We start from the raw sequence: 18424 nt of genomic DNA, 5'->3' as shown, positions 1-18424 counted from the left end.
TCGCCTTGGCGGGGCAATGATTTCCGGCCGCTGCCTTGCAGCGGCCTTCGTGTTTTCTGAAATAACGCAGTGGAGAGCCGCATGGTTCCCGTAATCGCCCTGGTGGGCCGCCCCAACGTCGGCAAGTCGACGCTGTTCAATCGTCTGACCAAAAGCCGCGACGCCATCGTCGCCGAATATGCCGGCCTGACCCGAGACCGCCAGTACGGTGAGGCCAAATGGCAGGGCCGGACCTATATCGTGATCGACACCGGTGGGTTGACCGGTGATGAGCAGGGTATCGATGCCAAGATGGCCGAGCAGTCACTGCAGGCCATGCAGGAAGCCGACGCGGTGATGTTCATGGTCGATGCCCGTGCCGGCATGACGCCGGGCGACCAGATGATCGCCGAGCACCTGCGCAAGCTTAACAAGCAGTATTTCCTCGTCGTGAACAAGGTCGACAGTATCGACCCGGACCTGGCCCGCGCGGAGTTCAGCCCGCTCGGATTGGGTGACGCGTTACCCATCGCCGCCGCCCACGGTCGCGGCATCAACCATATGCTCGAGCGGGCGCTGGGCGCCTTTCCCCGCGATAACGCCGACGCCTCGGACGCCGTTGAGGCGGAGGATGACGAGGCGGTCGAGCCGGGTCAGGAACCCAAGCGAATTCCCGGCCCTAGCGAAAAGGACGGGATAAAGATCGCGATCATCGGTCGCCCCAACGTGGGGAAGTCCACCTTGGTCAACCGAATGCTTGGCGAGGAGCGAGTGATCGTCTACGACCAGGCCGGTACCACTCGCGACAGCATCTACATTCCGTTCGAGCGCGATGAAGAGAAATACACGCTGATCGACACTGCCGGCGTGAGGCGGCGCGGCAAGATCTTCGAGGCCGTGGAAAAGTTTTCCGTGGTCAAGACGCTGCAGGCGATCCAGGACGCGAACGTGGTCATCTTCGTGATGGATGCCCGCGAAGGTGTGGTCGAGCACGACCTGAACCTGCTGGGTTTCGTGCTCGAAAGTGGTCGGGCATTGGTGATCGCGCTGAACAAGTGGGACGGCATGGAGCCGAGCGAGCGCGATTATGTGAAAACCGAGTTGGAGCGTCGGCTGTTCTTCGTCGATTTTGCCGATATCCATTTCATCTCAGCCAAACATGGCACCGGCGTGGGCAACCTGTACCAGTCCGTGCAGGCGGCCTTCAAATCGGCGGTTACTCGCTGGCCGACCAGCCGTCTGACGCAGATCCTCGAGGATTCGGTGCGTGAGCACGCACCGCCCATGGTCTCGGGTCGCCGCATCAAGCTGCGTTACGCGCACCTTGGTGGCGCCAATCCGCCGCTGATTGTCATCCACGGCAATCAGGTGGAAGCGGTTCCGAAGTCCTATACACGTTATCTGGAAAACACCTATCGGCGCGTGCTCAAGCTGGTCGGCACACCAATCCGGATCGAGTACAAGGGCGGTGAGAACCCTTACGAGGGTAAGAAGAACACCCTGACCGACCGCCAGGTCAACAAGAAGCGGCGCCTCATGTCGCACCACAAGAAGGCCGAGAAGAAGCGCCGCGACAAGAAGCGCTGAGCTTTTAGCCTTCGTCGAACGACTGGTCCATGTCCAGGGCCGGTCGTGGGTGCCTGGGCTTGCCGACCTGGCGAGCCGGGTTGCCGACCACGGTGGTATGGGGCGCTACGGCGTGCAGCACGATGCTCCCGGCGCCGACCTTAGCGCCTTCGCCTATCTCGATATTGCCCAGAATCTTTGCCCCCGCGCCGATCATTACTCCACTGCGCACCTTGGGGTGCCGGTCGCCGCTTTCCTTGCCGGTTCCGCCGAGGGTAACGCCCTGCAGGATGGACACGTCATCGCCGACTTCCGCGGTTTCGCCGATCACAATGCCTGTTCCGTGGTCGAGCATGATGCCGCTACCGATTCGACTGGCCGGGTTGATGTCGATGCTCAGCCGCTGGTTGCAGCGTGACTGGATGAACATGGCGAGCAGGCGCTCGTTCTGCTGCAACAGCTGATGACCGAGACGGTAGGCCTGTAGCGCCAGAAAACCCTTGGAAAACAGAAACGCTGCGAGCAGGTCGTCAAAGGCGGGGTCGCGTGTGACGATAGCCTCCAGATCCTGCCAGGCATGCACCTGCAGCTGCGGGTTATTGCGGTGAAGCGTGGCAAAGCGGTCAGCGAGAGGACCGGCCTGCTCGTCGCCGTCGGCCAGGGTGCGGCCGATGCGGTCGGCCAGTGCACCGCCCAGGTCTGAATGATTCAACACGGCTCTCTGGAACAGGTCGCGCAAGGCCGGTTCCTGGTGCTGGCCCCGTTCGGCCTGAGCTTGCAGGCGGTTCCAGAGTGCGTCGGTGGTGTCGCTGGGCATGCCGAATCCTTATCCGAAGCGGAAGTTGTGCCGGTCGCCCATCACTCTAGCAGGCCCAAAGGGCCGCCTGGGCGGCCTCGTATCGGGTCGCATTGATCGGCTATCCTGTCCACCCCTGCCGAAGCCCGTACGGCAGGCCAGTCGTGAGGCGACCAATGCTCATCAGTAAATTGCCCAACGTCGGCACCACCATCTTCACCACCATGTCGCAATTGGCGGCCCAGACGGGCGCGCTGAACCTGTCGCAGGGTTTCCCCGATTTCGATGGCCCTGATGCACTACGCGAGGCCGTGGCCCGCCACGTCATGGCGGGGCACAACCAGTACGCGCCCATGACGGGCCTGCCGGCACTGCGCGAGCAGGTCGCTCTGAAGGTCGCGTCCCGCTACGGTCGTACGGTGAACCCGGACATCGAGGTCACCATCACTCCCGGGGCTACGCAGGCCATCTTCTGCGCTATCCAGACGGTCGTGCGGCCAGGTGATGAAGTGATCGTGTTCGATCCCTGCTACGACAGCTACGAGCCGTCAATCGAGCTGGCCGGCGGCGTCTGCATTCATCAGGCGCTGAGCCTTCCAGGGTTCGCCATCGACTGGCAAAAACTGTCCGACGCGATCACCGCTCGTACCCGCATGATCGTGCTGAACACACCGCACAACCCCAGTGGTGCGCTGATCGAGCGGGCGGATCTCGACAGGCTGGCGGCCCTGATTCGCGACCGTGACATCTATGTGCTCAGCGATGAGGTCTATGAACATCTGGTGTTCGACGGCCGCGAGCATGCCAGCGTGCTGCGTCATGACGAGCTCTACCAGCGTGCTTTCGTGGTCAGCTCGTTCGGCAAGACCTACCACGTCACGGGCTGGAAGACCGGCTATGTCATCGCGCCGCCCGCGCTCAGCAGCGAGCTGCGCAAGGTGCACCAGTACGTCAGCTTCACTGGCGTCACACCGCTGCAGTGGGCACTGGCCGATTTCATGGCCGACCACCCCGAACACCTCGATGAGCTGCCGGGTTTCTACCAGGCCAAGCGCGACCTGTTCTGCGATCTGCTCACGGACTCTCATTTCAGTTTCACGCGGGCGGCAGGCACCTATTTCCAGCTGGCGGACTATTCGGCAATTCGCCCCGATCTCGATGATGTCGCCATGTCCGAATGGTTGACCCGCGAACACGGCGTCGCGACCATCCCCATCTCGGTCTTCTACCAGAGGCCGCCGGCTGGCCTGCGATTGGTTCGCTTCTGTTTTGCCAAACGAGAGGAGACGCTGCGTCAGGCAGCGGAACGACTATGCGCGATCTGAATTCCTTGCCCGACCTCGAGCTGGCCCTTATCCAGACAACGCTTGCATGGCAGGACGCCCAGGCCAACCGCGAGCGATTCGTCGCGCTGCTCGACGATGCGCGCGGCGCCGACCTGATCATCCTGCCGGAAATGTTCACCACCGCCTTTTCCATGAACGCCGCCGAGCTGGCCGAACCCGAAGAAGGGCCGACCTATGCGTGGCTGCGTGAGCAGGCGGCGCGGCTGGATGCGGTGATCACGGGTAGTGTCATCATCCAGGCCGCTGACGGCACGCACCGCAACCGGCTGCTTTGGGCCCGCCCGAATGGCGAGATCGCGCACTACGACAAGCGCCACCTGTTCCGCATGGCCGGCGAGCACGAGCATTACACAGCCGGCACCGAGCGCGTCCTGTTCGAACTCAACGGCTGGCACGTGCGCCCGCTGATCTGCTACGACCTGCGTTTCCCGGTATGGAGCCGCGACGCGCACGACACCGACCTGCTGCTCTACACAGCGAACTGGCCTGCTGCCCGTCGCAGTGCCTGGAACCGATTGCTGCCGGCGCGTGCCATCGAGAATCTCTGCTTCGTCGCGGCGGTGAACCGTGTTGGCGAGGACGGCAAGGGCTACCCCTACAGCGGCGACAGCCAGGTGCTCGACTATCTGGGCGACCCGCTCCTGGAAGCGGGTGATGCCGACGGCGTGTTCCGTGTGACCTTGCGCGCGCGAGACCTGGCGAAATTCCGCGGCAAGTTCCCGGCCTACCACGATGGCGATGCATTCGAATTGAAGCCCTGAGCGGTCGTCACCGCCCGGCGTCGGACCGGCGCCGGCGGCGCCAGAGGAGGGCGCCATAGATGGAGACATTGACCACGACCACTACCGCGGCCAGCGCATACTGGACGGGTATGCTCAACCAGGCGGGGTAGATCAGCGGTAACAGGTGGTGCTCGATGAAGCCCGCTTCGTACCCTGCCTCTCCCGCCAGGCCGCGCAACGCGTTTTCCACGCCTGTCAGCGGACAAAACCGGCCGCTCAACTCCACGAAAACACCCCACGCCACGGCGGGGAGGTGCAGCGCGAGAAAACCCCGTTTCCAGGCGACCAGCAGCCCGCCGAACAGAACGAAGAGGATGAAGGCCAGGTGCAGGACCAGCACCGTGTCCGCTGCGATTCGATAGAGCATGACGTCAGGCCGCGCTGCCCGGTGCGTTCGCGCGCTGCATCTGGCGATCTTGCAGGCCGGCCAGTAGCGTGACGGCGAACAGTGCCCCCAGCAGCGCCATGAACATGTCCGACTGGGTATCCCAGGGGTCGCCCTGGGTACCGAGAAAGGCTTCGGCGCCCTGGCCAGCCAGCAACGCCACCCACCATTCGATCAGCTCGTAGAAGGAGCTGAATCCCAGTGCAACGCAGATGGCGAGAAACCCCAGCATCCGCCCCGGCCTCACGAAGCCAAGGCGCAGCAGAACCTCGCGTGCGAGCAGCGTGGGGGTGACGCCCTGGATGAAATGGCCGAGTTTGTCATAAGGGTTTCGGCTGAGATCCAGCCAATCCTGCACCCAGAAGCCCAGCGATACGCGCGCATAGGTATAGGTGCCGCCAAGGATGAGGATCAGCGCATGGACGGCGATCACGATATAGAGCAGGCGCGTCAGTGGTAGCCGGGCGTGGCTCCAGAGCAACAGCGGGGCGGCGATGAGCACCGGCGCGACTTCGAGCAGCCAGGTGGCGCGGTCATGCGGGGCGATGCCGGAGCCGATCAGGGCCAGCAATACCGCAGCCGAAAGCGTCGCGTAATGTGTCCTGTCCTGCATCGTCTTCGCCTGAGAACCCATTGGAGCGGAGCATGAAGCGGGCCCTGACGATGTGCAATGGCCTAGCCGGCTCCGACGCGTGGCGCCAGTCTGGCGCGACCGAGGCGGGACAGGACGGAGGCGCAGCGTCGCAGGTCCACCGGGCCTACGTGGCGATTGGCGTTGCCCTGGACGCAGGCCACGTTGCGGTTGCGCCACTGCTCCCATTCATCGACCGGGTACTGCCTGTTCCAGGCTTCGTAGAGACGGCGGTCCTGCTTGGACAGCCGCAAGCGGTAGCGCTCGCTCATATACAGATAAACCCGGGCAATGGCGCCACGGCTGTAAGCCGGTGGCATGGCCGTGCGTTGCTTGAAGTTCACCACGAAAGGGCAGGCGCCGTACTGGCTCGGCTTTTCGCTGAGCATGCCGAACCCGTAGTTGCTGCGATCACCGTTCACTTCACCGACCACCGGCACCAGGTTGTGCAGGTCGGCCTCGGCCTGGCTGAACACCGGGTCGCGCGCCGTGCACTGTTTGCGTCCGCCCTGTTGCCAGCACTGCCGCTGGTGGCCGATCACCCAGGCTGGGACGATGTGCTCCCATTCGACTCGAGCGGCCCTTTTGGGCTGCTTGCGCGGGACATAGCCGCAGCCGGCGAGATCGATCCGGCTGCCCTGGAACTGGCAACGGCAATAGAAATCGACCGGGCGCTCGGCATAGATATGCCACGCGATCTTCTTCGCCTCGCGGAAGGTCCGCGGCGCTTCGGCGTGGGTCTGAACGGAAAAAAGCAGGGCGAGCAGAAGCAGGCTGAGCGGGCGCATGGTGTTCTCGACAACTGGCTGAGAATCGCATCCATGCGGGGCGCGCTATCTTACGGCTCTGGCTGAAAATTCATATACAACAATAAGTTACAGATATCATCTGGCCTGCTTCAGGCCCAGGCGATTGATCCTTAGCGAAGCGAGGATGATCAGGCCGCCAATGGTCAACAGCAGCAGGTCGGTTTCGGTGCCCCAGATGACCAGGTTAAGAACCAGGCCGACAGGGACTGACATGTTGTTCATGACCGCCAGGGTGCCGGCATCGACCAGTGTGGCCCCCTTGTTCCAGCAGAACTGGCCCAGCGCGGTCGCCAGTAGGCCCATCCAGACCAGCACGCCCCATTGCATCGATGTGCTGGGTAGCCGCTCCGGGTTGCCGAACAGCAGCCACGCCGGCAGAACGATGACCAGCGCACCGAGGAAGAAATAGCCGAAACGGCGGTACAGCGGGATATCCGAAGGATAGCGGTGCGCCAGGTGCTTGTAGCCGACCTGGCCGGCGGCGAAGGTGAAGTTCGCCAGCTGCATGAGCAGGAAGCCGCCGAGGAAGTCTTCGGTGATGCCGTCGTAGCGGATGATGCCGGCGCCGAGCACTGCCACGGCGGCAGCAACCAGTGCCCATGGGTTGAAGCGCCGGTTGATGGCGTCGTCGATCAGCGTCACATGCAGCGGCGTCAGCACGGTGAATAGCAGCACTTCGGCTACGGTCAGCACGTTGAAGCTGAGGTACAGGCACAGATAGGTCACGCCGAACTGCAGGGCGCCGACCAGCGTGACGCCTGCAATGAAACCGGGTGCCACGCCGCGCCAGCGGGTCAATGGCAGGAACACGGCGCCGGCCAGCAGCACCCGGGTCAGAACGGCGAAGTAGCTGTCGACCTGGCCGGCGAGATGGGCGCCGATCAGGTTGAAGGAATAGGCCCAGAGCAGGGTGACGAAAACCAGGTAGTGCATGCCGACTCCTCACGAGGGCGGCGACCATACCGGTTCGGTGAAAAAGAAAAAAGAGGCATAGGCGGGCAAGCGGGCGCGCTGGGGACGGCCAGGTTCGGACCGAGGGGCATGCCTGTAGGCCCCTCGGTCCGCCATTGCATCAGGCCGCCTTGCTCTGCGCTTCGCGCGATGCGCGGTTCAGCGCACTGAACAGGGCGCGGATGCTGGCGGTGGTGATGTTCTCGTCGATGCCGATGCCATGCAGTGGCCGCTCGCCGTCCAGGCGTACCTCGATGTAGGCCGCCGCACGGGCGTTGCTGCCGGCGCCGATCGAGTGCTCGTGGTAGTCCATGATCTCCAGCTTGACCGGCAAACCGGCCACCAGTGCCTCCAGCGGGCCCTTGCCGATGCCGCGCCAATGCACCGTTTCACCGTCGCTGAGGACTTCCACGTCGACTGCGCTGGTGCCGTTCTCCTCTTGCAGCCGATGGCTCTTGAGCGTGTAGGGTGCAGTGGCCTGCAGATATTCACGCTCGAGCAGCGAGTAGATTTGCTTGGCGTTCATCTCCAGACCCAGGCGGTCGGTTTCCTTCTGGACCACCTGGCTGAACTCGATCTGCATGCGGCGTGGCAGGCTGATGCCGTATTCCTGCTCGAGCAGGTAGGTGATGCCGCCCTTGCCGGACTGGCTGTTGACGCGGATGACCGCCTCGTAGCTGCGGCCAATGTCGGCCGGATCGATCGGCAGGTAGGGCACTTCCCAGAGAGCGTTCGGGTCCTGCTGGCCGAACCCCTTGCGGATCGCGTCCTGGTGGGAGCCGGAGAACGCCGTGTGGACCAGGTCGCCGACATAGGGATGGCGCGGGTGGACCGGCAGCTGGTTGCAGTCCTCGACGACCTTGCGCACGGCGTCGATGTCGGAAAAGTCCAGTTGCGGGTCGACGCCCTGGGTGTACATGTTCAGCGCCACGGTCACCAGGTCGACGTTGCCGGTGCGCTCACCGTTACCGAACAGGCAGCCCTCGACGCGATCGGCGCCGGCCATCAGACCCAGCTCGGTGGCGGCCACGCCCGTGCCGCGGTCGTTGTGGGTATGCAGGCTGATCAGCACGCTGTCGCGCTTGTGGATGTGGCGGCCGAAGTACTCGATCTGGTCGGCGTAGATGTTCGGCGTGGCGGCCTCGATGGTGGCCGGCAGGTTGAGGATCAGCTTCTTCGCCGGGGTCGGCTGGAACACACCGATCACCGCGTTGCACACCTCGACGGCGAAGTCGGTTTCGGTGGAGCTGAACACCTCGGGCGAATACTCGAAGCGCCAGTCGGTTTCGGGTGCGGCAGCGGCGAGGCGCTTGATGATCTGCGCAGCGTTGACGGCAATGGCCACCACGCCGGCCTTGTCCTGATTGAAGACGATGCGGCGGAAGCTCGGCGCGGTGGCGTTGTAGTAGTGGACGATGGCGCGCTTGGCGCCCTTGAGCGATTCGAAGGTACGGGTGATCAGGTCTTCGCGGGCCTGGGTCAGCACCTGGATGGTGACGTCATCGGGGATGTGGCCACCTTCGATCAGCTCGCGGACGAAGTCGAAATCGGTCTGCGAGGCAGAGGGAAAGCCCACTTCGATTTCCTTCAGGCCGACCTGCACCAGCGTCTTGAAGAAGCGCATCTTCTTCGCCGCGTCCATCGGCTCGATCAGCGACTGGTTACCATCGCGCAGATCCGAGCTCAGCCAGATCGGCGCCTGGGTGATGGTCCGCGACGGCCAGGTGCGGTCGGGGATATCGATCACGGGAAACGGACGGTATTTCTTCGCGGGATTCTTGAGCATGGTCATGGCGAATTCCTTGGGCAGCGCGCGGTAGCTGGTGCAAAAAACGGGTGACGGCGAGCGTCGATGGTTGGAATGTAGAACGCACTCAGCGGCTATTGCAACGACTGGCAAAAAATTGGGTAAAAACACTAAAAATTGAATTGAAAGCGAAATCAGCTCGCATCTAATCGCCAAATCCGATGACCGATTGCTCGACTCGATTGCGGTCACGTGTCGCACTCATGCTCGACTGTGCTGCGTGAGATGATCCGCGCCGACATTCCGGCTGGTCTCGGCAGGGCGTACTTGAAGCGAAACGGACAGTAGCAAGGGGGCCTGCGCGCGCCTGCTCCATCTATTCATTACGCGGCCATCCTGGGGTCGCTGGCAACTGGCCCCCTGGTGCTCCTAGCCTTCCGCGCGCTGGGTCGCCGTGTCCGGATCGGTGAGTTCGGCCGTGCGCGGCGCCGGCTGATTCAGCAGCTGGCTGACTGAGCCGTAACCTGCACGCATGTCGGCGCCGCTCGGGTGCTGGAAGACACGCAGACCGAACTCGGGCAGGATCGCCAGCAGATGGTCGAAGATGTCCGACTGGATACTCTCGTACTTCACCCACTGCACGGTATTGGTGAAGCAGTAGATCTCCAGCGGCAGGCCGTCGGCCGTCGGGCTCAGTTGGCGCACGATCAGCGTCATCGCCTGATGAACGCCGCCGTGACTGCGCAGGTAGCGTTCCACATAGGCGCGGAAGCTGCCGATATTGGTGATGCGCCGCGTATTGACCGGCTCCTTGCCGCGCTCTTCAAGCTTGGCGTTCCATTCGTCGATCTCGCGGCGCTTCTCGGTCAGGTAGTCATCCAGCAGGTTGAAGCGATGCAGGCGTTCGCATTCCTCTGCGCTCAGGAAGTGCACGCTCTGCTGGTCGAGGTACAGGCTGCGCTTGATCCGGCGACCGCCGCTTTCCTGCATGCCCCGCCAGTTCTTGAACGAGTCGCTGATGAAGCGCTTGGTCGGGATGTTGGTGATGGTCTTGTCCCAGTTCTGCACCTTCACCGTGTGCAGGGCGATGTCGATCACGTCGCCGTCCGCGTTGAGCTGGGGCATCTCGATCCAGTCGCCGACGCGGATGATGTCGTTCGAGGAAATCTGCACGCTGGCGACCAGCGACAGAATGGTGTCCTGGAAGATCAGTAGCAGCACCGCTGCCATCGCGCCGAGGCCGGACAGCAGGATGAGCGGCGAGCGGTCGATCAGCGTGGCGATGATGAGAATGGTGGCGATCGCGTAGATGGCGATCTTGACGACCTGCAGATAGCCCTTGATCGGATGCACATGGGCGTCGGCGCGGCGCTGGTACATCAGGTTGATGATGTCCAGCAGCGCGCCCAGGGCGAGCGCAATCGTCAGGACGATGAAGCCGCCGCAGACGTTGCGCACCACGGTGACGGCCGCTTCCGGCAGGCCAGGCACCGCGTTGACCCCGATCGAGAGCACCAGTGCCGGAACGATGTTCGACAGGCGGCGGATGATGCCGAAGTCCTGCAACTGCGCATCCCGCGAGCTGCGCAGCACCTTGTACAGGCCGCGCACGAGGATGCGCTTGACCACCCAGTTGGCCAGCCAGGCGGCGAACAGCAGCGCCGCGCTGGCAACGAGCGTTTGCAGCTCGGGATGGGCCCGAAGCCAGTCCAACGAGCTGCTCAGTTCGTCCTGCATCGGTATGGCTCCGTCATGTGTTGAGGCTCAGCGAATGAATTCGCGGCTGATCGAGCGGAACAGGTCCGTGCCGGCCTGTTCCATCCATTCGAACGCGACCATTTCGCGCGACACGATCTGCGCACCGGCCTGCTGCATGCGTGCGAGCCCGAGCGCCTTGTCGGTGGCGCGCCGAGAGCCGACGGCTTCCTCGACGATGAACACCTGATTGCCACGGGCCAACAGATCCAGCGCAGTCTGCAGCACGCAGATGTGAGTCTCGATGCCGCTGATGACGAACTGCTGGCGCTCGCCACCGGGCCGCTTGAACAGCTCGCCGTCGCGGGCCGCCGAGAAATGCAGTTTCTCGATGATGGCCGCCTCGGCAACGCCGTCGCGCAGCGAGGCGATCGTGGGGCCGAGGCCCTTGCTGTATTGCTCGGTCAGCAACGCCGGCACGCCGACGCGCTGCGCGACATTCAGCAGCCAGGCGCTGTGATCGGCCAGCGCCGCATGGCCTTCGATGGCCGGAAACAACCGCTCCTGGATGTCGACAATGAGCAGGGTGGATCGCTGCGGATGGATGAGCATGGTGGCTCCTTGAGGCAGGTCAGGGTTTGTACGCGCCGATGAATATGGCCGGATCGACGCGCGAATCATTGAGGCTGACGTTCCAGTGCAGGTGCGGGCCGGTGGCGCGGCCAGTCGAGCCGACCTGGCCCAGTACCGCGCCCCGCTCGAGTTCATCACCGACCTGCACCTCTACCTTGGACAGGTGACAGAACATGCTGATGAGCCCCTGGCCGTGGTCGACGAATACGGTCCTGCCGTTGAAGAAGTAGTCGCCGGTCAGGATGACCTTGCCAGCGGCTGGCGTCTTGATCGGAGTGCCCGCCGGCACGGCGAAGTCCAGCCCCGAATGCGGATTGCGTTCCTGGCCGTTGAAGAAACGGCGCAGCCCGAACGGCGATGACAGCGGCCCCTCGACTGGCTTGTCGAACAGCAGGTTGCTCGGCTGACGTGGGCTGAACTGGCGGTAGGCTTGGTTCTGTTCCGCCAGTTCACGCTCGATGCGTTTGAGATCCTCGGGATTCGGATCGACCTGGCGTTGGTTCTTCAAGGTAATGCGTTGCTCGCGATAGGTGCGCGGGGAAACGCGGAATACCGTCGCCTGCCCGCCGACATCCAGGGTCTGCTCGCCGGGCTTCACCGACAGGGGGATGCCGACGACGGCGATCCAGCGCTTGCCGTCCTCGCGCAGCACCAGCACTGGCTTACCCTCGTAGCGCACACTCGGGGCGCTGGCTGCGCTACCCAGGTCGATCACGGCGACGCCGCCGGGCACGGGCTTGTTCAGCAGACGGGTCAGAAAGCCTTCGGCGTGGGCCGGAACGGCGAGCGTAAGGGCGAACAACAGGACGAGGGCGCGCAGCATACGGGGTTCCGTTCGGAGAAATGGCCCATCCTCGCGTAAACATCCGGCGAGCGAAAGAGTAGGGCGGCCATCCGATCGTGGGCGCACGCATTCTCGTGAACGTTCCCCGAAGTGGCGGTCAGAGCAGAGGCAGGGTCACTGGCTCAAGGTGGTTGTCTTCGACCCTCACATCCAGCTCGCCTTCGCCCAACCGCGCTTTGAGGCGCTGGCCGGGCAGGGTCTGGTCGGCGCGCCGAATCGCCTGGCCGCGGTCGTCGAGCAGAATGCTGTAGCCGCGTGAAAGCGTGGCGAGGGGGCTGACCACATGGAGTGTCTGCATGGCGGCCTGGAGCTGATGCCTTTGACTTTTGAGCCGGTCGTGCATCGCACGCGGTAACCGGCCCGAGAGATGCTCAAGACGCTGGCGCAGCATCTCGAGCGTGCGTCCGGGATGCTGCGCGGCAAGCCGGGTATCGAGCCGCGCCAGGCGCTCCTGCCCGGCGCAAAGGCGTCGATCGATGCCGCGCAACAGACGCTGCTCCAGGTCGTCGATGCGCTGGGCCTGTTGCTGCAACCGCTCGCCGGGATGGCGCAGGCGGCTTGTCAGGCCATCCAGGCGCGAGGCGTCCCGGTGCAGCCGATCGCGCATGCGCAGCAGCAAACGATGGCGAAGACCTTCCAGGCGTTGGCGCACGTCGACGCTGCTGGGGGCCAGGAGTTCGGCGGCGGCCGAGGGTGTCGGCGCGCGCACATCGGCAACGAAATCGGCGATGGAAACGTCTGTTTCGTGGCCCACGGCGCAGACGATCGGCGTCCCGCAGGCGGCCACCGCACGTGCGACAGCCTCTTCGTTGAAGCACCAGAGGTCTTCGAGCGAGCCGCCGCCACGCGCGAGGATCAACGCATCGAAACCCGCGCGATCGGCCAGTTGCAGGGCGCGCACGATCTGGGGCGTCGCCTCGCGGCCTTGCACGGGCGTCGGCACCAGCGTCAGCGCGACATGCGGTGCGCGCCGACGGAACACGGAAATGATGTCGCGGATCACCGCGCCGGTCGGAGAGCTGACGATGCCGATGCGCCTCGGGTGCGCGGGCAGGCTGCGCTTGCCTGTGCTGTCGAACAGGCCTTCGGCGCTGAGCTTCTCTTTCAATGCCTCGAACGCCAGGCGCAAGGAACCGTCCCCCGCCGGCTCGACATTATCGAGGATCAGCTGGTAATCGCCACGGCCTTCAAAGAGCGATACGCGGCCGCGAACCTTGACCGCCAGGCCGTCACGCAAGGCCTGGCGGACTTGCAGGGCGTTCTGTCGGAACAGCGCGCAGCGGACCTGGGCATTCTTGTCCTTGAGGGTGAAATAGATATGGCCGGAGGCCGGCTTGGCCAGGTTGGATATCTCGCCTTCTACCCAGACCTGCGCGAACACGTCTTCGAGCAACAGCCGCGCACGGTTGTTGAGCTGGCTGACGGTCAGCACTTCGCGGTCAAGGTTCAGGCGTTGGAAAGGATCGGTGAGCATGCCGGCGATGATAAGCCGGGTTGAGCGCGCGCGTGAAACGAAACCTGGCGCGTCCGTCGGCCTCTCTTGACCGGCGCAGGCTGGGCGCTAAGCTGCGCGGCTTCGTTCATCTGTGGTTTACAGTGCCCATGAGCCAAAGCCAAGCGATCATCGTGCCGCGCATTTCCACGTTCCCGGGCCACGAAGCCAAGGCACGAATGATTCTGCGCTGGCTGGCCGAGCGACGCATCGTCGAGGCTCTCCCCACCACCTGCGGGCGTGGCCCTGGCGGCATGGCCTATGCCCTTGCGCCGGGTGCCCGTCAGGTCGTGCAGTTCCCCGATCGACTGCCCTTTGGTGAAGCGATCAACGGTCTGGAGGTGATCACTTCGCGCTGCATCTATACGCCGACGCACGGCTTCGCCGAAGAGGCCGGTTGCCCGGAGTGCCGGCAGGAAATCGGCGAGGCGCTGTTCGAGAGCCTGGATGACTGGATGCCCGGGCACTCGGACAATTTCATCTGCCCGGAATGCGGCTTCGAGGATGACATCAACGGGTTTCTCTTCATTCCGGCCTGCGGGTTTTCCAATCTCGGCTTCATTTTCAACGGCTGGGGCGAGGCTGGTTTCCAGCCCTCGTTTCTTGACGAGTTCGCGGCACGGCTGGGCTTTGCGGTATCGCTGGTGAAAGCGAGTCCGTGACCGGCTGGTCACCCGACTGGCGTGTCTGGCCGCGCCGGCCACACGTGCATTGAGCGCAAGGGCGCCCGTGGGTATAATGCCGCGCTTCCTTTTTCCCGCCTGGGAGCCCCCGCCATGCTGCGTATCAGCCAAGAAGCCCTGACTTTCGATGATGTTCTCCTGATCCCGGGATATTCCGAGGTTCTGCCTAAGGATGTCAGCCTCAAGACCCGCCTGACCCGCGAAATCGAGCTGAACATTCCCCTGGTTTCCGCAGCCATGGACACCGTCACCGAAGCCCGCCTGGCCATCGCCATGGCGCAGGAAGGCGGCATCGGCATCATCCACAAGAACATGAGCATCGAGCAGCAGGCTGCCGAGGTACGCAAGGTCAAGCGTCACGAGACGGCCATTGTCCACGATCCGGTTACGGTCACCCCGGAAACCAAGATCAGCGAGCTGCTGCGCAAGGCTCAGGAGCTGGGTTTCTCCGGTTTCCCCGTGGTGTCCGGCAAGGAGCTGGTGGGCATCGTCACCGGGCGCGACCTGCGCTTCACGCCGAATGCCGGTGATTCCGTCGCGGCGATCATGACGCCCAAGGACAAGCTGGTCACCGTGCTCGAAGGCACCGGCCTGGAAGAGATCAAGACCAAGCTCTACGAGCACCGCATCGAGAAGATGCTGGTGGTTGACAGCAATTTCCACCTGCGCGGCCTGGTCACCTTCCGCGATATCGAGAAGGCCAAGACCTACCCGCTGGCTTCCAAGGACAGCCAGGGCCGCCTGCGCGTTGGCGCGGCGGTCGGTACCGGCGCCGACACCGGTGACCGCGTCGAGGCGCTGGCCGCGGCGGGCGTCGACGTGGTGGTGGTGGACACTGCTCATGGCCATTCCCGCGGTGTGATCGATCGCGTGCGCTGGGTGAAGGAAAACTTCCCGCAGGTTCAGGTGATCGGCGGCAACATCGCCACCGCCGAAGCCGCGCTGGATCTGGTCAAGGCCGGCGCCGACGCGGTCAAGGTCGGCATCGGCCCGGGCTCGATCTGCACCACCCGTATCGTTGCTGGCGTCGGTGTCCCGCAGATTTCCGCCATTGCCAACGTTTCCGCCGCGCTGGAAGGCACCGGCGTGCCGATGATCGCCGACGGCGGCATCCGCTTCTCCGGTGACCTGTCCAAGGCCATCGTCGCGGGCGCCAATGCGGTGATGATGGGCTCGATGTTCGCCGGTACCGAAGAAGCGCCGGGCGAGATCGAACTCTTCCAGGGTCGCTCCTACAAGGCCTACCGCGGCATGGGTTCGCTGGGTGCCATGTCCCAGGCGCAGGGCTCCTCCGACCGCTACTTCCAGGATTCGGCTGCCGGTGCCGAGAAGCTCGTGCCCGAAGGCATCGAAGGTCGCGTGCCCTACAAGGGGTCGCTGGCGGCGATCATCCACCAACTGATGGGTGGCCTGCGGGCGTCCATGGGCTACACCGGCAGCGCGAGCATCGACGACATGCGTACCCGTCCCCAGTTCGTCCGCATCACCGGTGCGGGCATGGCGGAGTCGCATGTGCACGACGTGCAGATCACCAAGGAAGCGCCCAACTACCGCGTGGGTTGATCCGCTGCTTTAACAGGTGCTGGAAGCTGGGCGCTGGAAGCTGGAAGCGATGACTTCGGCTTGCACGTCCAGCTTCCGGCTTTCAGCTTCAAGCTCTTTCCGAAGGAAAGCTCATGGCCATCCCCGACATTCACGCCCACCGCATCCTGATCCTCGATTTCGGTTCCCAATACACCCAGCTGATCGCCCGTCGCGTGCGTGAGATTGGGGTTTACTGTGAACTGCATCCGTGGGACATGAGCGAGGACGACATCCGTAGCTTCGCGCCACGCGGCATCATCCTCGCCGGCGGCCCCGAGTCCGTCCATGAAGCAGGCAGCCCGCGCGCGCCGCAGGTCGTGTTCGATCTGGGCGTACCGCTGTTCGGCATCTGCTATGGCATGCAGACCATGTCCGAGCAGCTGGGCGGTCGGGTCCAGGGTTCGGACGAGCGAGAGTTCGGCTATGCCCGGGTCGACTTGGTCGGCAAGTCCCGGTTGTTCGATGGCATCGAGGACCATATGGATGACGACGGGGTGTTCGGCCTCGACGTCTGGATGAGCCACGGCGACAAGGTCACCGACCTGCCTGAGGGCTTTCATATCCTCGCCAGCACCCCGAGCTGCCCGATCGCCGCCATGGGCGACGATGATCGCCACTACTACGGCGTACAGTTCCATCCGGAAGTGACCCATACCCGCCAGGGTGGCCGCATCCTGTCGCGTTTCCTGCTGGAGATCTGCGGCTGCGAGGCGTTGTGGACGCCGTCCAACATCGTCGAGGATCTGGTCGAGCAGGTCCGCGCCCAGGTCGGTTCCGACAACGTGCTGCTGGGTCTGTCTGGCGGTGTGGATTCTTCCGTCGTCGCCGCGCTGCTGCACAAGGCCATCGGCGACCAGCTGACCTGTGTCTTCGTCGACAACGGTCTGCTACGCCTGCACGAAGGCGATCAGGTCATGGCGATGTTCGCCGAGAACATGGGCGTCAAAGTGATCCGCGCCGACGCCGAGGCGCAGTTCCTGGAAAACCTCGCTGGTGAAGCCGACCCGGAGAAGAAGCGCAAGATCATCGGCCGGACCTTTATCGACGTCTTCGACGCCCAGGCGAGCAAGCTCGATAACATCCAGTACCTGGCCCAGGGCACCATCTACCCGGACGTCATCGAGTCCGCCGGTGCCAAGAGCGGCAAGGCGCACGTGATCAAGTCCCACCACAACGTCGGCGGCCTGCCGGAGGAAATGAACCTCAAGCTGGTCGAGCCGCTGCGCGAGCTGTTCAAGGACGAGGTCCGCAAGATCGGTCTGGAGCTGGGCCTGCCGTACGACATGGTCTATCGCCATCCTTTCCCGGGTCCGGGACTGGGTGTGCGCATCCTCGGCGAAGTGAAAAAGGAATACGCCGACCTGCTGCGTCGCGCCGACGACATCTTCATCTCCGAACTGCGCAAGGCCGACTGGTACCACAAGGTGAGCCAGGCCTTCGTGGTGTTCCAGCCGGTGAAGTCGGTGGGTGTGGTCGGTGACGGCCGCCGTTACGCTTGGGTCGTGGCGCTGCGTGCGGTGGAAACCATCGACTTCATGACCGCTCGCTGGGCGCACCTGCCCTACGAGCTGCTGGAGAAGGTGTCAAATCGCATCATCAACGAGATCGACGGCATTTCCCGGGTCACTTACGACGTGTCGAGCAAGCCGCCGGCCACCATCGAGTGGGAATGATGCAGGGGCATGCGCCTTGGCGCTGATGAGGAACCCCGGCTAGCCGGGGTTCGTTGTATCGGGTTTGCTGACCGCAATCTCAGTGAATGATCTTTGACAGGAACTGCCGGGCTCGCTCGCTCTGAGCGTGGGCGAAGAAGCCTTCTGGTGCCGCGGTCTCAACAATCGCGCCGGCATCCATGAAAACCACGCGGTCAGCGACCTGCCGGGCGAAGCCCATTTCATGGGTGACCACCAACATGGTCATGCCCGACTCAGCCAGCGCGACCATGGAGTCGAGCACTTCGCCGACCATCTCCGGATCGAGTGCAGATGTCGGCTCGTCGAATAGCATGATTCTGGGTTCCAGGCACAGCGCCCTGGCTATGGCGGCGCGCTGTTGCTGGCCGCCCGAAAGCTGCGCCGGATAACAGTCTGCCTTATCGGCGATGCGCAATTTCTCCAGCTGTTGCACGGCTCGCTCGCGCGCTGTGCGCTTGTCCAGGCCGAGCACGTGAATCGGCGCCAGAGCGCAGTTCTCGGCGATGCTCAAGTGCGGAAACAGGTGGAAGTTCTGGAACACCATGCCCACGTGCTCACGTACGCGGGTGATGGTCGAGGGTGTGTTGTCGAGGGTGATGCCCGCCACTTCGAGTCGGCCGCGCTGGAACGGCTCCAGCGAGTTGATGCAGCGGATCAGGGTCGATTTCCCCGAGCCACTAGGGCCGCAGATCACTAGTCTTTCTCCAGGAGCGACCCGCAGGCTCACGTCGTTCAGGGCATGAAAGGCACCGTACCATTTGTTCAAGCCGTCTATGTCGATAATTGGGGCATCGGGCATGGGATCGC

At 63.7% G+C, this 18424-nt stretch carries 17 protein-coding genes; 6 read left to right on the top strand and 11 right to left on the bottom strand.

Annotation, left to right across the window (positions count from 1 at the left end; genetic code table 11):
• Positions 1-81 precede the first annotated feature (81 nt).
• Positions 82-1566 carry a ribosome biogenesis GTPase Der gene (der, locus tag MST27_RS12065; protein ID WP_243606186.1) on the top strand — a complete coding sequence of 495 codons (1485 nt, stop codon included), beginning with the start codon at positions 82-84 and terminating at the stop codon, positions 1564-1566.
• A 4-nt stretch (positions 1567-1570) separates the two neighbouring features.
• On the opposite strand, the gene cysE is transcribed toward der, so the two are convergent.
• Positions 1571-2362, bottom strand: coding sequence for a serine O-acetyltransferase (gene cysE / locus MST27_RS12060; protein WP_243606185.1), 792 nt, complete (start codon positions 2360-2362; stop codon positions 1571-1573).
• Between the two features lie 155 nt (positions 2363-2517).
• Between cysE and MST27_RS12055 the strand changes: the two genes are divergently transcribed.
• Together MST27_RS12055 and MST27_RS12050 are read left to right on the top strand one after the other, a co-directional pair.
• Positions 2518-3666: a pyridoxal phosphate-dependent aminotransferase gene (locus tag MST27_RS12055; RefSeq protein WP_243606184.1), complete on the top strand. Its 1149-nt coding sequence runs from the start codon at positions 2518-2520 to the stop codon at positions 3664-3666.
• Positions 3654-4448 (top strand): amidohydrolase, encoded by a 795-nt coding sequence (locus tag MST27_RS12050; protein WP_243606183.1) that lies wholly within the window; start codon positions 3654-3656, stop codon positions 4446-4448. Before MST27_RS12055 ends, MST27_RS12050 begins: the two co-directional genes overlap by 13 nt.
• 7 nt (positions 4449-4455) lie before the next feature.
• Here MST27_RS12050 and MST27_RS12045 read toward each other — a convergent pair whose 3' ends face one another.
• The 9 genes from MST27_RS12045 to xseA all read right to left on the bottom strand — a co-directional run bounded on the left by MST27_RS12045 (position 4456) and on the right by xseA (position 13638).
• Complete coding sequence (locus MST27_RS12045) at positions 4456-4836, bottom strand: DUF2784 domain-containing protein (RefSeq protein WP_243606182.1); 381 nt, start codon at positions 4834-4836, stop codon at positions 4456-4458.
• A 4-nt stretch (positions 4837-4840) separates the two neighbouring features.
• Complete coding sequence (locus tag MST27_RS12040) at positions 4841-5467, bottom strand: DUF2238 domain-containing protein (RefSeq protein WP_243606181.1); 627 nt, start codon at positions 5465-5467, stop codon at positions 4841-4843.
• Between the two features lie 62 nt (positions 5468-5529).
• Positions 5530-6273, bottom strand: a complete 744-nt coding sequence (locus MST27_RS12035; protein WP_243606180.1) for an endonuclease — start codon at positions 6271-6273, stop codon at positions 5530-5532.
• A 96-nt stretch (positions 6274-6369) separates the two neighbouring features.
• Positions 6370-7227 carry a carboxylate/amino acid/amine transporter gene (locus tag MST27_RS12030; protein WP_243606179.1) on the bottom strand — a complete coding sequence of 286 codons (858 nt, stop codon included), beginning with the start codon at positions 7225-7227 and terminating at the stop codon, positions 6370-6372.
• Positions 7228-7366: 139 nt separating this feature from the next.
• The gene (gene leuA, locus MST27_RS12025; protein WP_243606178.1) at positions 7367-9037 is read right to left on the bottom strand and encodes a 2-isopropylmalate synthase; all 1671 of its coding nucleotides are present in this window, start codon (positions 9035-9037) and stop codon (positions 7367-7369) included.
• 384 nt (positions 9038-9421) lie between these two features.
• Positions 9422-10729, bottom strand: coding sequence for a mechanosensitive ion channel family protein (locus tag MST27_RS12020; protein ID WP_243606177.1), 1308 nt, complete (start codon positions 10727-10729; stop codon positions 9422-9424).
• A gap of 27 nt (positions 10730-10756) precedes the next feature.
• Positions 10757-11299 carry a hydrolase gene (locus MST27_RS12015; protein ID WP_243606176.1) on the bottom strand — a complete coding sequence of 181 codons (543 nt, stop codon included), beginning with the start codon at positions 11297-11299 and terminating at the stop codon, positions 10757-10759.
• A gap of 19 nt (positions 11300-11318) precedes the next feature.
• Positions 11319-12143, bottom strand: coding sequence for a peptidoglycan DD-metalloendopeptidase family protein (locus tag MST27_RS12010; protein ID WP_243606175.1), 825 nt, complete (start codon positions 12141-12143; stop codon positions 11319-11321).
• A 118-nt stretch (positions 12144-12261) separates the two neighbouring features.
• Positions 12262-13638, bottom strand: coding sequence for an exodeoxyribonuclease VII large subunit (xseA, locus tag MST27_RS12005; RefSeq protein ID WP_243606174.1), 1377 nt, complete (start codon positions 13636-13638; stop codon positions 12262-12264).
• Positions 13639-13766: 128 nt separating this feature from the next.
• Here xseA and MST27_RS12000 point away from each other — a divergent pair, with 128 nt between their 5' ends.
• From MST27_RS12000 to guaA, 3 genes are all read left to right on the top strand, one after another.
• Complete coding sequence (locus MST27_RS12000; protein ID WP_243606173.1) at positions 13767-14318, top strand: sugar ABC transporter ATPase; 552 nt, start codon at positions 13767-13769, stop codon at positions 14316-14318.
• A gap of 114 nt (positions 14319-14432) precedes the next feature.
• On the top strand, positions 14433-15902 hold the full coding sequence (gene guaB, locus MST27_RS11995; protein WP_243606172.1) for an IMP dehydrogenase: 1470 nt from the start codon (positions 14433-14435) through the stop codon (positions 15900-15902).
• A gap of 113 nt (positions 15903-16015) precedes the next feature.
• Positions 16016-17596 (top strand): glutamine-hydrolyzing GMP synthase, encoded by a 1581-nt coding sequence (guaA, locus tag MST27_RS11990; RefSeq protein ID WP_243606171.1) that lies wholly within the window; start codon positions 16016-16018, stop codon positions 17594-17596.
• Between the two features lie 79 nt (positions 17597-17675).
• On the opposite strand, the gene MST27_RS11985 is transcribed toward guaA, so the two are convergent.
• Entirely contained in the window at positions 17676-18416 is a 741-nt protein-coding gene (locus MST27_RS11985; protein ID WP_243606363.1) for an amino acid ABC transporter ATP-binding protein, read from the bottom strand.
• Between the last annotated feature and the right edge of the window lie 8 nt (positions 18417-18424).

The sequence above is a fragment of the Stutzerimonas marianensis genome (genome assembly GCF_022810315.1).
Taxonomy (GTDB): Bacteria; Pseudomonadota; Gammaproteobacteria; order Pseudomonadales; family Pseudomonadaceae; genus Stutzerimonas; species Stutzerimonas marianensis.
The sequence above is the reverse complement of the archived record's forward strand: the minus strand, read 5'-3'. Positions and strand labels throughout refer to the sequence as shown.

Excerpts from the sequence above, each read along its gene's own strand:
- MST27_RS12050 (WP_243606183.1), top strand. The coding sequence starts at position 3,654 with ATGCGCGATCTGAATTCCTTGCCCGACCTCGAGCTGGCCCTTATCCAG.
- MST27_RS12035 (WP_243606180.1), bottom strand. The coding sequence starts at position 6,273 with ATGCGCCCGCTCAGCCTGCTTCTGCTCGCCCTGCTTTTTTCCGTTCAG.
- cysE (WP_243606185.1), bottom strand. The coding sequence starts at position 2,362 with ATGCCCAGCGACACCACCGACGCACTCTGGAACCGCCTGCAAGCTCAG.
- der (WP_243606186.1), top strand. The coding sequence starts at position 82 with ATGGTTCCCGTAATCGCCCTGGTGGGCCGCCCCAACGTCGGCAAGTCG.
- guaB (WP_243606172.1), top strand. The coding sequence starts at position 14,433 with ATGCTGCGTATCAGCCAAGAAGCCCTGACTTTCGATGATGTTCTCCTG.
- MST27_RS12000 (WP_243606173.1), top strand. The coding sequence starts at position 13,767 with ATGAGCCAAAGCCAAGCGATCATCGTGCCGCGCATTTCCACGTTCCCG.
- MST27_RS12015 (WP_243606176.1), bottom strand. The coding sequence starts at position 11,299 with ATGCTCATCCATCCGCAGCGATCCACCCTGCTCATTGTCGACATCCAG.
- MST27_RS12010 (WP_243606175.1), bottom strand. The coding sequence starts at position 12,143 with ATGCTGCGCGCCCTCGTCCTGTTGTTCGCCCTTACGCTCGCCGTTCCG.
- MST27_RS12040 (WP_243606181.1), bottom strand. The coding sequence starts at position 5,467 with ATGCAGGACAGGACACATTACGCGACGCTTTCGGCTGCGGTATTGCTG.
- MST27_RS12055 (WP_243606184.1), top strand. The coding sequence starts at position 2,518 with ATGCTCATCAGTAAATTGCCCAACGTCGGCACCACCATCTTCACCACC.
- MST27_RS12030 (WP_243606179.1), bottom strand. The coding sequence starts at position 7,227 with ATGCACTACCTGGTTTTCGTCACCCTGCTCTGGGCCTATTCCTTCAAC.
- leuA (WP_243606178.1), bottom strand. The coding sequence starts at position 9,037 with ATGACCATGCTCAAGAATCCCGCGAAGAAATACCGTCCGTTTCCCGTG.
- MST27_RS12045 (WP_243606182.1), bottom strand. The coding sequence starts at position 4,836 with ATGCTCTATCGAATCGCAGCGGACACGGTGCTGGTCCTGCACCTGGCC.
- MST27_RS11985 (WP_243606363.1), bottom strand. The coding sequence starts at position 18,416 with ATGCCCGATGCCCCAATTATCGACATAGACGGCTTGAACAAATGGTAC.
- xseA (WP_243606174.1), bottom strand. The coding sequence starts at position 13,638 with ATGCTCACCGATCCTTTCCAACGCCTGAACCTTGACCGCGAAGTGCTG.
- guaA (WP_243606171.1), top strand. The coding sequence starts at position 16,016 with ATGGCCATCCCCGACATTCACGCCCACCGCATCCTGATCCTCGATTTC.
- MST27_RS12020 (WP_243606177.1), bottom strand. The coding sequence starts at position 10,729 with ATGCAGGACGAACTGAGCAGCTCGTTGGACTGGCTTCGGGCCCATCCC.